Origin of the sequence: Brevibacterium sp. S22, from assembly GCF_004745485.1 — a bacterium.
In the GTDB taxonomy this organism is placed as follows: domain Bacteria; phylum Actinomycetota; class Actinomycetes; order Actinomycetales; family Brevibacteriaceae; genus Brevibacterium.
The window spans coordinates 37,972-54,205 of the sequence record NZ_RHFG01000012.1 but is presented as its reverse complement, the minus strand read 5'-3'; the positions used below and the strand labels follow the sequence as shown (position 1 = coordinate 54,205).

The following is a 16,234-nucleotide window of genomic DNA, read 5'->3' as shown; positions in this document are numbered from 1 at the left end:
CTGGTCTCGACTCTGTGTGAGTTGCAAGTACGGACCCCTCGGCTATTCCGAGAGCACCATCAGCAGGTGTGCTTCGGTCACATCGATATGCTCGCTCACTGCAGTCTCGGCTCGATCGACATCGCCTGACTCCAAGCAGTCGACGATGGCTTGGTGCTCTAAGCACACTGCTTCTCGCCGAGTCGAAGTACTGAGAGCCTCAGCACCGATGATGCGCTGCCGCGTCTGCAGTCGATCATAGGTACGAATGATCTCCGAGTTGCCGGTGGCTTTGAGGAGCTCAAAGTGGAAGTCCCTGTCGAGCGCGATGAAATCGATTGAGGAAGAGTCCGACGAACTGTTGATGAAGCTACGTTGTTTGTTGAGGATTTCAAGCATTATGTCAACCGGAGTTCGCTCGCGTTCAATGCTGACACGCGCGGCGTGGCACTCAAGAATTTTTCTGAGTTCCATCACGTCGCGAGCTTGCTGACGGCTGACTTTCGAAACGAAGGTTCCTCGGTTCGGGACCATCTCCACCAACCCCTCAGTCGCGAGAACTCGCAGGGCCTCTCGAACAGGGGTGCGCGACACCCCGATCTCGGAAGCAAGGTTCTGCTCGTTCAGAAAGGTCCCTTGGATCGCGGGATCAACGAGTACCTCTGACCGCAAGTACTCGTAGGCCTTTTGCTGGCTGTTCATCGACTTCTGAGGAGGCATGCATCAAATGTATACCAAGTGTATTTATAAGGGATGTGAACATGAAGATCGCACTAGCGCAGATAAATACTGATGGCCGGGTTGATGCCAACCTAGACAAGGTCAAACGATACGTCCTCGAGGCCGCGGACAGTGACGCCTCGATGATCGTGTTTCCCGAGGCAACGATGACTGCCTTCGGAACGCCTCTCACCCAAGCTTGTGCTGATTTCGGAGAATACTGGACGAAGACCGTGTCAGTTCTCGCGCAAGAGGCTGAAATCAGCATCGTCATCGGAGAATTCGAGAAAGCTGGCCATCGAGTCCGCAATCTCGCCGCGGTGTATCTTCCCGACGGCACTCGCGCGGCATATGCCAAGATTCACACCTATGATGCCTTCGGCTATCGAGAATCTGAAGCTGTGGAACCCGGCAGTTCCGTCCTTACGATCAACATCGGCAGTGTAACTTTCGGCTTGGCCATCTGCTACGACATCAGATTTCCCAAGCTGTTCGCCGAGCTCTCTAGGTCCGGAGCGCAGGTCGTTGTAGTTCCGACATCATGGGGAGCCGGAGAGGGGAAGGTCGAACAGTGGCAGGTACTTACTCGCGCCCGAGCGTTGGATAGTAATACGACTATTGTCGCTGTCGACCAAGCAGACCCTGGGATGTCTGGCGTGGCGGCAGCACACGAGGCTCCAACTGGTGTTGGCCATAGCACTGTCGTAGACCCATTTGGTCATGTATTGCTTGAACTTGGCGGTGAAGAGTCGTTGTCCTTCGTCGACATCGATCCTGACCACTCGAAACGAGCGCGGCAGAGCATTCCAATCTTGTCGAATGCAAAGCTGGGGTATTAGAGCCCGGAGCTCGGCACGACCAGATGGGACATGGGGTATGGATCAACACTGGATCACGGCGCATCGTCTCGCGGCGACGATAATGAAAATGACTTGAGTTACCAGCCAACTGAGCAATGCACTCAGTCATAGAGAAACGCACTCGCGATTATCCGCAAGTTGGATGAACTACTGCCGGAGGAAGCGGCGTTGGCGGGAATTCATCCACTCCCGCCAACGCCCGAATACCACGGCTGTTGCGGACTGAACATGAACGGGGCTTGAGTCAGTTCTTGTGTCTACGAGCTGGTACACCCGTCTGATTCCATGCAACGCGTTAACCAGCCATGCTTCGTGCCGGATTAGCACTTCGGGCCTCACCTGGTGATACTCGACCGGGATCGATCTTACGCGAGCTTCATTGAGGATCAATGCCGAGGTCACCCCCGGCAAGGCACCCAGGGCTGGGTCCGGTGCACATAACGTGTCTCCGTCCCACCAGAGCAGGCTCGTCGTCGCACCCTCGATGACGTAGCCATCTTTGCTGAGCAGGAGCACTTCGTCGCAGTCATACTCTTCCCGAGCCTGCGTCCGCAGGTTCTCGAGCATTGCGATATCCGGTCCCTTACGCCCAGGCGTGCTACGCGGATCGAAATAGGGAGGGATGAGGACTCCCAGTTCATGAGTCCGGGGCGGTGCTGGCCGTAAACGGAGCGCCAGTACTCGAGTGCCGCCCGGTGCCGTCTCAAGAACGTCCACTCGCGGGAACCACTCCCCTGCCTCCGGGATCTTCTCGACGACCGACGCCCAGAATTCGGCAGTTACCAAGGCGCCGACACCCACCTGCACCGCAGCATCGGCGAATCGTGCTCGATGACGTTCGAACGCCCTCACTTGCCCTTCTTCGACCAACCACGAATCCGCCGCTAGCAATGTCCACGTTCCGACGTCCTCCGGTGCCTCCTCGAATCGGGACTCCTGCGAGTCCCATACCCAAACAGTCATCGGTCTACTCCACTTGCACCCTCGGCTATGTTGTCGTTGGCAGCACCAGCCACCTCGGCGCGGATCACCGTATGGATACCGTCTCCATAATCACAGTTGACTCCGCTCCCGTCATTCCGGTCGCTCACACCAGGGAACTCCGCTCCACCAAACAACCGCAGCAGCGGCTCCGCCTTCAGCACGGTCTCCGCATACTCCTCATCCGAGTCCGACAACGCGACAACCGCCCCACCGACCCCATACCTCCAGGTCTCGTCACGGACCACGAGGGTGCGGATGACAACGCTGAGGTCAACGGCACCGTTCAGCGATAAGTATCCGACCGCACCGCTGTATACCCCACGCGCGCCGGCCTCGAGCTCGTCGATGATCGCCATCGTCCGCAACTTCGGTGCCCCGGTCATCGACCCCGGCGGGAATGCCGCCCGCACACACTCCACCGGACTGCTCTGTTCATCCACTTGTGAGCTCACCGTTGACACCATCTGATGCACCGTCGCATATGACTCGATGCCAAAGAGCGTGTCCACCTGAACCGATCCGAGTTCCGCCGTGCGCCCGAGGTCGTGCCGAACCAGATCGACGATCATGAGATTCTCCGACCGATCCTTCACCGAGGCAGCCAACTCGGCCTTGATCGCCGCGTCTTCCTCGAGTGTGTCCCCGCGGGGACGCGTGCCCTTGATCGGCTTCGACTCCACTCGCCCACGGGCGTCAATGCGCAGGAATCGCTCCGGCGACGTGCTGAGGATCGTTGAGTCCCGGGTCCGGATGAACGCTCCGAATGGCGTCGGATTGTCCACTCGCAGACGCAGGTACATCGCCAGTGCGTCCTCATGTGGATCGACCGTGGCCTCGAGCATGTTCGTCAGACACACCTCGTAGGTCTCGCCGTCGGTGATCTCTTGCTGCACCCGGTCGATGAGCCTGAGGTAGTCCTGCTGGCTGTGCCGGGCCGACAGTCGTGGGCGTGTGTGGTCTGCGTGGGTTGTGTCCTCAACCCGCGCCGAGGCTGCCCTCGGTCGAACGAGTTCACCGACGTCGTGAGCGGGGATAGCAGCGATCCGTGCACGGATATCGTCGAACCACTGCTGCGAGGCGGCACTGCCCGCAGGATCATCAGGCTCACGCAGCGCAAGGAGATGGATGCGGTCAGTGTCGTGATCGATGACGAGACCACGGTCGAGGAACATCATCACAGCGTCAGGCAGGTCGGACTCGTGCGGGTTCGGCGCGCCGACCTCGGCTTTGAGCTCGTAGCCGAGATAGCCGGCCCACCCGAGGCGGAACTCGAACGGCAGGTCCGAGCTCTCCTCTCCTATGGCAGAGAGTTCAACTTCCCTGTCGGCGAGTTCACCGTCGAGCCAGTCGAAGAAACCGGAGGTCTCAATGGAAGTCTCTGATCCGTCATTGTTCGTTCGGACTTTGACAGTTCCCTCCGGCACCGAGGCAGTCGCGACCTCGGTCAGCGGACCCGTCGGAGCGCCCATGATCGAGAACCTCGAAGAGGCGTTACCGGGGAGATTCCCGTCGAGCCACACGGACTCTGGCTCGTTGCCAAAGAGTTCGGTGAAGAGGCGTGCATCGGAGACCGTCTGCGGCAGTTCGTCGGTATCGAGAATGTAGCGGCGTGGTCGTTCGCGGAAATGATCAGTGATCTTGGGAGACCCGAAAGCTGAGCGCGTCCCCGCGGGAACGTCGGCACCTGAAATGGTACCTACACCAATCGAAATGCTCTCGCCGGCCGGGTTCTTTTCGGCACTTCCTGGAGTACTCGCTCCTCGACCGCGGGACTCTATCGTCAGTTGCGCAAAGTTCTGCAGTAGTGCTCGGGCTCCCTCGGAAGCAATCGACTCCGGGTGGAACTGAACTCCCCACTGCGGTCTGGTCCGATGTTGCAGTGCCATGATGACACCATCTTCGGACCAAGCAGTAGCTTCAAGTGACTCGGGCAGTTCGGTGACCGCGAGTGAGTGGTACCGCACCGCCGAGAACGGTGACGGAAGGCCAGCGAAGAGTCCGGTGCCGGAATGTCTGATCGGAGACACTCGACCGTGTCGGGGTTCGGGAGCATACGCCACCGCTCCACCATGCACGTGTGCAATCCCCTGGTGTCCGAGGCACACTCCGAGGATGGGAATCGGCGACTGTGCGATCACCTCGGTGCAGATTCCGAAGTCTGCCGGTTTCTCCGGTGTTCCGGGCCCCGGAGAGATGACGATGTTGTCGAACTCAGTCAGCACGTCGGCCGAGAACTCCGCCCAATCATTAGCCACGAGTGTCGGGACGCAACCATTCACCTCGGCGAGGAGGTGGAAAACATTGAGTGTGAATGAATCGGCGTTGTCGATGAGCAATGTGCGAACCACAGCTGCCTCCTCGCCAGTAGGTGATCGCCATACCAATCGCTCTGGCAAAGACTGCAGTTCGATCGATTGGTGCGAACCGCGGCATGGACAGATTCAGCCGACTACGAAGTGACCCTGATGCTACTCAACAACCATGCATCGATTGCTTCATCATTCTCCGAGAACGAGCGGCCGCCGGTCAATTCGAAAGGTGCGTGGTCAACCAGACTCATACAAGCGCTGAACGACCGATAGGGATCCAGCGTGGTTCAACAGAACGTCAAAAGTATCGGTACCGCAGAATCTGCGGTACCGATACATCCAAGGCAGTCTGACGAAGCGAGAACTGCGCCAGGAGGAACCATGTCTTCTTGCGACCTAGTGAGTCACTTGACGGCAACAAACACCTTGTCCGCAAACATGTCAGGACTCACCGCGAGCACTCCTGACTCAGCGTCTTCAGTGGGGATCTGGATGGCAACGGATCCTGATGCCGAAGCACCGTTATACAGATTCTCCATCTCGTCCAGCGCATTCGGTGCAACAACCATGTCGTCGAGACCATCAAAGGTATTGCCTCCTGACGTCACATACTCGACGGTCGACATTGGCATTTCACCGCCAGGCTCATCGCCCTTATAGGTCAGCTCGACGTCAATAAGCATGTACTGGTTCCCGGAGTCTGGCGCTTCGTTGAATTCATTCTCTGCGAGAACTTCGTCCGTGGCGTCCAAGGTCACATCGGTAATCGTCATATCCCAGTCATCGGTACTGATCTTGGTACCGATAGCGTATGGGTTTTCCCGTGTGCCTTCCTCCCCAGCGTCTCCACCTTCTTCGACTGCAGCGCTATCTGCTTCCTGCACTGGCGTGTCGGCGGACACCTCATCGCTGAACGCCTCGTCGAACGAAGATGCGACAACGAAGAAGAAGACAAGAATACCGACAATCGTTCCCACGACCGAAATGATTAGGGCCGCAATGGAAAAACCCTTCTTACCTTTCAAGAAGAAGGAGATGATCGAAAGCAAAAATGCGGCTGGAAGAAGAACCCAACCGACAATAAGTGCCCCAGGAACGCAAGCAAAAATAAAACCGACTACCGCAACGATGAACGCGATGATTCCCATCACGTTCTTTCCGCGCTTCTGTCCCCCTCGTCCCGCGAGCGGGTCCTGACCGCCGGTGCTGCCATAGGAACCGGGCCCACCGGCCTGAGGATAGGCGGGTTCGAAAGGAGCGCCCGATGGCTGGGCGTATTGTGGCTGCCCAGCAGGAACATTCTGCTGAGGCTGCTGGTTGTAAGGGGCTGGGTTCTGGCTCATGTCACCTCGACACTCGGAAGTTGAAACTCAAACTAGAGTATCCGACAAAACTAGCCGATTATTCCAATTGCCTAACACTACGCCGATGGTTATGCAAACGTTACGATTCAACTACAGAACGTTCAGGTGATCTTTGAGCCGCTCACCCCACTCGACCGAGTCTGCGATTCGGATTCCTCGTCTAAACCAACTTTCGCTACCCACAGCCGTTTCATCTACTGTCGATGATCAGATCGGCCGAGAAGGACACCAAATCACCCGAGCACGAGTCGCCGGGACGAATCCGACAGGCCGTTGGCCGCCTCGGCGAGTAGTGACTCCTCCGAATCCGCACCTGCACGGACGTACCGCCCGGTGAACGCATCCAAAATCCCCGAAGCCAGCGCCAGCGCAAGGTCGGTGACCTGCGCGGGCGAGGTCCAGTCATCTCCCTGACGGAAGTCGTGGACGGGCATCGACTTCGTCATCGCGGTCTCGACGACACCAGGCGCCATCTCGAAGATCCGCAGCCCCTTCTCATGGCCGAAGTGCACGACCGAATCGGCGAGACGGAACAGCGACGCCTTCGAGGCCGAGTACACGGCATACGCCGGAGTGCCCTGCGCACCCGACCCCGAGTTGAGGTCGATGATCCGGCTGGGACGACCGGTCGCCTCGGCGGCATCCATGAGCACCGGGGCGAACGTGTTCACCATGAGTGCGACACCGAGGACGTTCGCGTCGACGACACCTTTGATGGCCTCCGGGTCGGCCTCCCACAGCGGACCCTCCGTCGACTCGATTCGACCGGCATTATTGATGAGCACCTGCAGACGCTTCCCCGTCGATTTCTCGAGTTCAGCGACAGAGTCACGCAGCTGGTTCACCACAGTGATGTCATCAGTGCGCAGACCGACACCGGTCACCGTTCCCCCGGTCGATTCAGCGATCTCTTCAGCCGCAGCTTCCGCCTTCTCCGCCGAGGTGGCCGTGACGATCACGTCATACCCGGCCTTCGCGAACGCCTCCGACAGGTGGCGTCCGATTCCGCGGGCACCGCCGGTGATGAGTGCGATCGTCTCGGACGGGGCCGCGGTCGCTTCAGAGGACCCATCGGTCGTCGGCATGTTAGTTCCGTAGGGCAGCTTCTCAGACATTTCAGGACTCCTCGGTGTTGGTCGGGTGCGGGTTTTCAGGTGTCGTGGAGTGCGGTACAGGTTCTGACCGCCGCTTGGTCGATCGCTCTCGTACTCGCTGCCGCGATGCTCGGCACGGATACGGCAGAGCCCGGTCGAACCACTGTAGCGGTCAACCGGGCTCTGTGACGCACTCAGCTCAGCTGCGGACTTCAGCGCCGTGACGCTCGGCGGCCAACTTCGTCGCCGCCTCACGCATCGCCGAGGCATCATCTGCCTTGAGCGTGCGGTCCGGGGCGCGGAACGTCAGGCGGAACGCCAGCGACTTCTTGCCCTCGGGCAGCTGGTCACCGGTGTAGAGGTCGAAGGTCTCGAGCAGCTCGAGCTCCTCGCCCGCACCCTCACGCAGCGTCGCGGCGAGCGTCTGCGTCGGCAGGTCCGCATCGACGATGAGCGCGACATCCTGACGGGACACCGGGTACGTCGACAGGGCGCCGTCCCAAGCTCGCAGGTCCTCCTGTGCCAGCAGCGCGTCGAGGTCGATCTCGAAGGCCACGGTCCTGGCGGGCAGGCCGAGGTTCTCGCACACCTTCGGGTGGAGTTCACCCGCATGCCCGAGCACCTGGCCGTCGGCGAGGACGAACTTCGCGGCCCGACCGGGATGCCATGGGGCGATCTGGTCGGACTCGACGGTGACCTCGAGACCATTGACGGCAACGATCCGGCGCACGGTGTCGATGACGTCGGTCGCCTCGGCTTTGCGACCCTTGCCCCAGACTCCTGGCAGCTCCGCATTGCCGGCGATGATGCCCGCGTAGTGGTAGGGCTGGGCCGGCACGGAGGCGTAGATCTTCTCGAGCTCTGCCTCGGTGGGGTGGTAGCCCGGCAGGTGCCGCGGTCCGGGGCCTTCGGGCAGTCCTGCCGAGGTGGACACGAGTCCCGCTTCGAAGAGCGCGACGCCCTTGGCGCCGCGGCCGAGGTTGCGCACCACAAGGTCGACGAGCGTCGACAGCAGGTTCGTGCGCATGAGCGGCATGTCTTCGGACATCGGGTTGGCCAGGCGGATGTGCTCACGTCGCACATCATCGGCCTCAAGGCGGAGCTGATCGTCCCGCTTCGTGCTCGTGAACGGGTAGGACAGCACCTCGGTGAAGCCGTCGGCGGCGAGCAGGTTCGAGATCCGACGCCGTGTCTTCTGCGCGGTCGTCAGTCCCTTGCCGGCACGCGCCGCGGGCTGCACGGACGGGATGCGCCCGTAGCCACCTGTGCGGGCGACTTCTTCGATGAGGTCGACGTCGTCGGTGATGTCCGTGCGCCAGCTGGGTACGGTCACTGCCAGACGATCTTTGCCGACGACCTCGATAGTCGCGCCTATGCCCTCGAGCAGCCCGGTCGCCTCGGCGGTCGTGTATTCGACCCCGACGAGGTTGCCGATGCGCTCGACCGGGAGTTCGATGACGGTCGGTTCGGGGGCGTCCCCGATCTGCGTGGTCGCCGGGCTGAGCGTGCCGCCGCCGAGTTCGACGAGCAGGTCCGCGCAGCGACGTGCCGCCACAGGACCGAGCTCCGGATCGACGCCGCGTTCGAAACGACGCGAGGCCTCGGACGAGAGCCTGTGGCGACGCGAGGTGCGGGCGATGGAGATCGGGTCGAAGTGGGCCGCCTCGATGACGACGTCGGTGGTGCCCGAGTGAACTTCGACGTCGGCGCCGCCCATGACACCGGCCAGGCCGATGATCTTCCCGCCCGTACCGTCAGCACCGCGGTCGGTGATGAGCAGGTCTTCGGGATCCAGCTTGCGCTTGACGTCATCAAGGGTCGTGAACTTCTCCCCCGCGGTGGCACGGCGGACGACGATCTCGTCGCCGAGCAGCGCGGAGTCGTAGGCGTGCAGCGGCTGGCCGAGTTCGAGCATGACAAAGTTCGTCACGTCGACGGTCAGGCCGATCGGGCGCATGCCCGCCTGCTGCAGCCGACGCTGCATCCAGAACGGGGTCTTCGCTTCCGGGTTGAGTCCGGTCACCTGAAGTGCGGTGAAACGGTCACAGCCGGCCACCTCGTTGATGGGGTTGACGTCGTCGATGACGACGGGGAATCCATCAGTCGTCGGTTCGTTCACCGGGGCGACGGCGGGGCTGCCGATGTCGGTGAAGGACTGTCCCTTCATCTGCGCGTATTCGCGGGCGATGCCGCGCATCGACAGCTGGTAACCGCGGTCGGGGGTGACGTTGACGTCGAGGGTGACCTGGTCGAGGCCGAGCAGGGCGATCGCGTCGTCGCCGGGTTCACCGGTCAGACCGAGGTCGGAGAGGACGATGATGCCGGAGTGGTCCTCGCCGAGGCCGAGCTCCTTGGCCGAGCAGATCATGCCGTCGGACTTGTGTCCGTAGGTTTTGCGGGCGGCGATGGCGAAGTCGCCGGGCAGGACGGCTCCGGGCAGGCAGGCGACGATGAGGTCTCCGGGCACGAAGTTGTGCGCCCCGCAGATGATGCCGCGGCTGGGCACCTCGGGACCGGGCTGCGGGTCCTTCGGATCATCCTGGGCTTCGTTGTGTTCGGGGCCGACGTCGACGCGGCACCAGTTGACGGTCTTGCCGTTCGAGTGCTCTTCCTTGACCAGGTCGAGGACCCGGCCGACGACGAGGGGGCCGGTGGTCTCGGGGCCGAAGAAGTCCTCTTCTTCGAGTCCGACGCTCGCGAATTCGGCCGCGAGGGCATGGGGATCTGTCTCGGCCGGAAGATCGACATAGTCGGCCAGCCAGTTCAGTGGGACGCGCATATCAAGCCTTCATTCCGAAACGGGCCGAGAAGCGCACATCGCCTTCGACCATGTCATGCATATCGTTGATTCCCTCGCGCAGCATCAGGGTGCGTTCGATGCCCATGCCGAACGCGAACCCCTGGTAGACCTCGGGGTCGATGCCGGCGGCGCGGAGCACGTTGGGGTGGACCATGCCGCAGCCGCCCCATTCGATCCAGCCGGGTCCGCCGACCTTGTTGGGGAACCAGAAGTCCATCTCCGCGCTCGGTTCGGTGAACGGGAAGAAGCTCGGCCGCAGGCGGGTCTTCGACTCGGGTCCGAACATCTCGCGGGCGAAGCCGTCGAGGGTGCCCTGGAGGTTGGCCATGGTCAGGCCCTTGTCGATGGCGATGCCTTCGATCTGGTGGAAGACAGGGGTGTGCGTGGCGTCGAGCTCATCGGTGCGGAAGGTCTTGCCGGGGCACACGACGTAGAGCGGGACTCCGCGTTCGAGCAGGGACCGCGACTGCACCGGGGAGGTGTGCGTACGCAGCACCAGTCCCGCCTCGGCGGGGTCGACGAAGAAGGTGTCCTGCATCTGCCGGGCCGGGTGGTCGGGTCCGAAGTTGAGCGCGTCGAAGTTCAGCCACTCGGATTCGATCTCGGGTCCTTCGGCGACTTCCCAGCCGAGGCCGATGAAGTAGTCCGCCGCCTGTTCCTGGATCAGCGACAGCGGGTGGCGAGCGCCGAGGCGGCGCCGATCGGTGGGCAGAGTGACGTCGATTGCCTCCTCGATGAGAACCGCCGTGTCGCGTTCTGATTCGAGCTCGGCAAGGCGGGCGTCGTGGGCCTGCTTGACCTGGCCCCTGGACTTGCCGACGATCTTGCCGGCGGCGGCCTTGTCGGCCTTGTCGAGCGAGCCGATGGCCCGGTTGGCGAGCGCCAGCGGGGCTTTGTCACCGGTGTGGTCGATCTTCGCCTGCTTGAGCTCGTCGAGAGTCGTCGAATCCGCGAATGCCTGCAGTGCCGCGTCGACGGCCTGCTTCACGGCCGACTCGTCCAAGGGGTCGAGTTGGTCTGTCATCAATGTCCTTTTGTCCGTACTTGCCCGTAGCTGCTGGGACGTCATTCTTCTTCGTCAGCAAGTCTATCGCTTCCCCTGCCGGGACCTGGGGCGGCGTCCGCTGGGTGGGTGGGCCGCCTCGGTGGGCGATCCCCTCGCCGAGGCGGCCCCGCGGTTCCGCACGTCCGCTGGGTGGGTGGTCCACCTCCGTGATGGAGGTGTGGGACCGGTCATAGGGACTGAGCGGAGAAAAGCGTAGGGTCGGGCACATGACGACACAACGTGCATCAGATGTCATGGTCAGAGCCCTGGAGAACGAAGGCGTCGAGCGGATCTTCGGCATTCCCGGTGAGGAGAACCTCGACTTCGTCGAGTCCCTGCGCAACTCTTCGATCGAACTCATCCTCACCCGCCACGAGCAGGCCGCCGCATTCATGGCCGCCACCTACGGCCGGCTGACGGGCAAGCCCGGGGTGGTGCTGACGACCCTGGGTCCGGGGGCGCTCAACCTGGCGACCGGGGCCGCGTACGCCCACCTCGGCGGGATGCCGGTCATCATGATCACCGGGCAGAAGGGCATCCGCACGGCCGAGCAGGCGGCGTTCCAGATGGTCAACACGGTGGCGACGATGGACCCGCTGACGAAGGTGAGCAAGCAGATCACCTCGGCGGCGATGATTCCGACGATGGTCCGCGAGGCCTTCCGCGCCGCTCAGGCCGAGCGTCCGGGACCAGTGCACCTCGAACTGCCCGAGGACATCGCGGGGATGCCGGTCGACGGGTTCGAGCTCGTCGAACCGCATACGAATGGTCTGCCCGTCGCCGGGGATACGGCGATCGCGAACGCCGCGAACGTCATCAGGGAGGCGAAGAACCCGCTGCTCATGCTCGGTGCGGATGCTTCCCGGGCCTCGTGCAGTGAGGCGCTGTCGCGTTTCGTCGCCCAGATGCGCATCCCCTACGTCACCACGCAGATGGGCAAGGGGTCGGTGACGGGCGCGTCGGAACTGTACATGGGCACGGCGGCGCTGACATCCGGTGACTACGCCCATGACGCGATCGATGCGGCCGATGTCATCGTCACGATCGGTCACGATACGACGGAGAAGCCGCCGTTCACGATGGATGAGACCGGGCCGACCGTCGTGCACATCGGGTACCGTCCCGCCATCGTCGAGCAGGTGTATTTCCCGCAGTTCGAGGTCATCGGTGACCTGGGTCCGTCCCTGGACAAGCTCGCCGAGGTACTCGGCGGTCCCGTGCCCACCGCCGAGGCGCTCCTGCCGATGCGTGATGAGATCCTCATCAAGATCCACGAGGGAGCCGATGAGGATCGGTTCATCCCGCAGCGGATCGTCCAGGAGGTCCGCGACGTGGTCCCGACCGATGGGATCGTGGCCCTGGACAACGGAATGTACAAGATCTGGTTCGCCCGCAACTACCGCACGACCCGGGCGAACACCCTGCTGCTCGACAATGCTCTGGCGGCGATGGGCGCCGGGCTGCCGTCGGCCATCGGGGCGAAGCTGACCTACCCGGAGCGTCGGGTCATGGCCGTGGTCGGCGACGGCGGGTTCATGATGAACAGCCAGGAGATGGAGACCGCTGTGCGTTTGGGTCTCGATCTTGTTGTCGTCATTCTCGAGGACAACGCCTACGGCATGATCCGGTGGAAGCAGGCTGCGGACGGATTCCCCGACTACGGTCTGACCTACGGCAACCCTGATTTTGTGAAGTACGCGGAGTCGTATGGGGCCACCGGCACCCGCGTCGAGGATGTCGACAGCATCAGCGACGCGCTGGAGAATGCGTTCGAGGCCGGCGGTGTGCACGTCGTGGTCGTGCCCGTCGACTATTCGGAGAACAAGCGTGTGCTCATCGACGAGTTGGGGAAGCGGTGAAGTACTTACGGTGAACCGATCGGCGATCGCGAGCGGCATTCGCTGAAACGCTGAGAGCCCCAGCCGAGATCGTCGCGGCTGGGGCTCTCGTCGTGAGTCTGGACGGTCTCGTAACGAGGCTCAGTACGCCGGCGGGCGTTCAGGTGATTCGAACGGATAGCGTGCCCGGAAGTCATCGGCGATCTCGCCCATGGTCACGATCTTCACTCCGTCGTGCCCGCCGATGTAGTCCAGTAGCCGTTCGAGCATGAGCAGCACCTGCGGTCGGCCGGACACGTCCGGGTGGATCGTGATCGGGAAGATCGCATAGTCGAGTTCGCGGTAGACCCAGTCGAACTGGTCGCGCCACAAGGTCTCGATATCGCGGGGGTTGACGAAGCCGTGGCTGTTCGGGCTGCTCTTCACGAACAGCATCGGCGGCAAGTCGTCAACGTACCAGTTCGCGGCGATCTCGACGAGGTCGATCTCCTTGCCGTGTTTGAGCGGCTTCATCCACGTTTCCGGCGTCTGCGAGTAGTCGATCGGCGTCCATTCGTCGCCGGCGATGGAGTAGTACGGTACGAAATCCTTGTGGCTCTGGCTGTGGTCGTATTCGAAACCGAACTTCTTGAGCAGCTCAGGCGTGTATGCGCTCAGCTCCCACCATGGGGCGACGTAGCCACGTGGCTGGCTGCCGGTGAGGTTCGTGATGAGCTCGACGGACTTCTCCATGACGATGTCTTCCTGACGGTTCGTCATTGCGACAGGGTTCTCGTGGCTATAGCCGTGGGCGCCGATCTCATGTCCGTCGTCGTGCACCATCTTGCATTGGTCAGGGAAGGTCTCGAGCGAATGACCGGGGATGAACCAGCTTGCCTTGAGATCGCGGCGTTTGAGCATCTTCAGGAGCCGGGGAACTCCGATTTCGCCGGCGAAGATGCCCCGCTGAATGTCCGAGGGAGAGTCTTCCCCGCCGTAGGAACCGAGCCAACCTGACACTGCGTCGATGTCGATACCGAGTGAAACGAAAATCTCTTTGGCCATCTTGCGCATCCTCCGTCGAGTCGAAAGTGAGAACGCGGACTCGCTGCGGGCGAATGCCGCGATGCTGTGAGTCTTTCACCGAAGCGTGATCTGCGCAATAGGTGTCTCACAAGGTCAGAGAGCCTGCACCTCCGCTAGGCGTCGCCCACTCTCGCTCCACGGAAATGTCGAGATCGGAGGCGAAGAGGAAGCTGAGCTGAGGGCTCACGATAGCCGAACGGCTTCGGCAGCGTGTTTCACCTCCGCCAGCAGCTCTTGTTCGGCAGCCTCTGCGACGTCCCGTGACTCGGCACCGACAGTGATCGAAGCCCGCACTGCCGCGGAACGATCTCGCACAGGCGCCGAGATCGACATTGCTCCGACGATACGTTCGCCTCTTGCGATGTGATAACCCTGTGCACGTATCTCATTGAGCTGCGCCCTCAGCTGCGCGCCCCATGCGTCGGACTCCCCGCACATTTCTGCAGGAGCGACCTGTTCGATGTACTGAGTCAACTGCTCAGTTGAGAATTCGGCGGCAAAGATCTTCCCCGCTCCCCGGTGGAGGGACAGCCGCGACCCCATCGGAAGTTCATATGCCAACGGTTTGGCCCCAGGAACTCTGGCCACGACGACACGCGACCACCCCGCTCGCACAAAGAGCGACGCGGTCAACGACGTTCGCTGAGCCAGTTCCCTGAGCACAGGCTTTGCACGTTCGACCAATGGGCTCGTCGTCAGATACGCATGAGCACCGTAGACCGCGCTGGCACCGGATCGATATTCCCTTCCGTCTCGCTCGACCCGCCCTCGCGATTCGAGCGCGTTGAGGATGCGTTGGACGGTTGCATTGTGCAGTCCGGTCACACGAGAGATCTCGACCAGCTTCAATGGCCGACCGGCTTCCTCCAAAGCCTCGACCACAGTGATCGCTCTGTCCAGTGACCGCATGTTACTGGTGTCTCGAGGAGAACTCGGCGACATCGCGAAACCCCACTTCTCTTCCGACGAACTTCGACACAGTTCGTGCCCGAACTCTTCTGGGCTGCCTGGGCGTTGACAAGCCTTCCAGAGGACTCTATCGTTCATCTGCCACTCAGTGGTAGAAGTTGTCATCTAATGATAGTTTGTCGAGTTTCGACGTCGATGGAGATGCTGAGATGAGTACCACCCACCCCCGTGCGCGATCGGCCGGTCCGCGCCGAGTCCATGTACCGATTCGACCGGCCTGGCTGGCCCTCGGTGCTGAAGAGCCGCTGACGTCCGACGTCGATATCATCGATTCGCATCACCACCTCTGGAACAGGCCTGGGGATCGCTATCTGCTCGATGACTTCGATCAGGACGCAGTCGCAGTTCCGAAGCTTCGGGCGAGTGTCTATGTGCAGAGCAGAACGGGGTACAGGACGACCGGACCAGAATGCATGAGGTCCGTGGGCGAGGTGGAGTTCGCGGCGGCAGTCGCTGCGGAGTCGTCTCGTTCACCTCGCGGTCAGGTTGCAGCAGCGATCATCGCCGGTGCTGACCTCGACCAGGGCGACACGCTGAACTCCGTCCTCGACGCGATGCTCGCCGCCTCCGACGGCCGCCTAAGAGGCATCCGCAACCAGACGGCGTGGCACTCGGACCCTTCAATCGTCACCTCACCCTTCCCTCCTCCCCCGGGCCGCTTGTCCGACCCAGCGTTTCGCGACGGTGTCAAACTGCTCGGTGAACGCGACCTCGTCCTCGACGTATGGGCCTACGAAAGTCAGCTCGATGAGGTGGTCTCACTCGCAGAGGAATGTAACAAAACATGCATCGTCATCGATCACCTCGGTGGGCCTCTGAGTAAAAATGGACGCTTGCCTCGACCGAACTCGCCGTGGTCGGATCGAGTCCGCAGGCTTGCCGACCTGCCGAATGTCCACATTAAAATCTCCGGCATCGGCCTGCGGTCGTTCGGGCTCGAGGTCGAGCACCGCGATCGACCTCCGTCTTCGGCGGAGCTGGCAACGGTCCAGGCTCCGTTCTTCGACGTCCTGCTGACCGAGTTCACCTCGGATCGGCTGATGTTCGGGAGCAATTTCCCCGTCGACAAGGGAATCGCCTCGTACACGGTGCTGTGGAACTCCTATTTCAGACTCTGCCAGGGTCTGGCGGCGGAGGATATCGATAATCTCTTCGCCCGCACCGCATCCTCCGTCTACTCAATCTCCTGAATCTTGATGATTCACCG

11 protein-coding genes are annotated in these 16,234 nt (G+C 61.8%); 3 read left to right on the top strand and 8 right to left on the bottom strand.

Features of this window, described 5'->3' with window-relative positions:
- Positions 1 to 42 precede the first annotated feature (42 nt).
- Positions 43 to 699 (bottom strand): GntR family transcriptional regulator, encoded by a 657-nt coding sequence (locus EB835_RS11435; RefSeq protein WP_135809600.1) that lies wholly within the window; start codon positions 697 to 699, stop codon positions 43 to 45.
- A gap of 41 nt (positions 700 to 740) precedes the next feature.
- Between EB835_RS11435 and EB835_RS11430 the strand changes: the two genes are divergently transcribed.
- A complete protein-coding gene (locus tag EB835_RS11430) occupies positions 741 to 1,538 on the top strand; it encodes a nitrilase-related carbon-nitrogen hydrolase (RefSeq protein ID WP_135809599.1) in 798 nt (265 codons plus the stop codon).
- Between the two features lie 980 nt (positions 1,539 to 2,518).
- Here the strand turns inward: EB835_RS11430 and pabB are convergent.
- The 5 genes from pabB to pheS all read right to left on the bottom strand — a co-directional run bounded on the left by pabB (position 2,519) and on the right by pheS (position 11,134).
- The gene (gene pabB / locus EB835_RS11420) at positions 2,519 to 4,891 is read right to left on the bottom strand and encodes an aminodeoxychorismate synthase component I (RefSeq protein WP_135809597.1); all 2,373 of its coding nucleotides are present in this window, start codon (positions 4,889 to 4,891) and stop codon (positions 2,519 to 2,521) included.
- Positions 4,892 to 5,256: 365 nt separating this feature from the next.
- On the bottom strand, positions 5,257 to 6,195 hold the full coding sequence (locus EB835_RS11415; RefSeq protein ID WP_240688697.1) for a DUF308 domain-containing protein: 939 nt from the start codon (positions 6,193 to 6,195) through the stop codon (positions 5,257 to 5,259).
- A gap of 254 nt (positions 6,196 to 6,449) precedes the next feature.
- Complete coding sequence (locus EB835_RS11410; RefSeq protein ID WP_135809596.1) at positions 6,450 to 7,331, bottom strand: SDR family NAD(P)-dependent oxidoreductase; 882 nt, start codon at positions 7,329 to 7,331, stop codon at positions 6,450 to 6,452.
- Between the two features lie 178 nt (positions 7,332 to 7,509).
- On the bottom strand, positions 7,510 to 10,089 hold the full coding sequence (gene pheT, locus EB835_RS11405; RefSeq protein WP_135809595.1) for a phenylalanine--tRNA ligase subunit beta: 2,580 nt from the start codon (positions 10,087 to 10,089) through the stop codon (positions 7,510 to 7,512).
- Between the two features lies 1 nt (position 10,090).
- Complete coding sequence (gene pheS / locus EB835_RS11400) at positions 10,091 to 11,134, bottom strand: phenylalanine--tRNA ligase subunit alpha (RefSeq protein WP_135809594.1); 1,044 nt, start codon at positions 11,132 to 11,134, stop codon at positions 10,091 to 10,093.
- Positions 11,135 to 11,382: 248 nt separating this feature from the next.
- On the opposite strand from pheS, the gene EB835_RS11395 reads away from it, so the two are divergent.
- On the top strand, positions 11,383 to 13,014 hold the full coding sequence (locus EB835_RS11395; protein ID WP_135809593.1) for an acetolactate synthase large subunit: 1,632 nt from the start codon (positions 11,383 to 11,385) through the stop codon (positions 13,012 to 13,014).
- A gap of 120 nt (positions 13,015 to 13,134) precedes the next feature.
- On the opposite strand, the gene EB835_RS11390 is transcribed toward EB835_RS11395, so the two are convergent.
- Positions 13,135 to 14,037: a polysaccharide deacetylase family protein gene (locus EB835_RS11390; RefSeq protein ID WP_135809592.1), complete on the bottom strand. Its 903-nt coding sequence runs from the start codon at positions 14,035 to 14,037 to the stop codon at positions 13,135 to 13,137.
- Between the two features lie 204 nt (positions 14,038 to 14,241).
- Positions 14,242 to 14,967 carry an IclR family transcriptional regulator gene (locus EB835_RS11385; RefSeq protein ID WP_168216715.1) on the bottom strand — a complete coding sequence of 242 codons (726 nt, stop codon included), beginning with the start codon at positions 14,965 to 14,967 and terminating at the stop codon, positions 14,242 to 14,244.
- Between the two features lie 209 nt (positions 14,968 to 15,176).
- Here EB835_RS11385 and EB835_RS11380 point away from each other — a divergent pair, with 209 nt between their 5' ends.
- Positions 15,177 to 16,217, top strand: coding sequence for an amidohydrolase family protein (locus EB835_RS11380; protein WP_135809590.1), 1,041 nt, complete (start codon positions 15,177 to 15,179; stop codon positions 16,215 to 16,217).
- Positions 16,218 to 16,234: the final 17 nt, after the last annotated feature.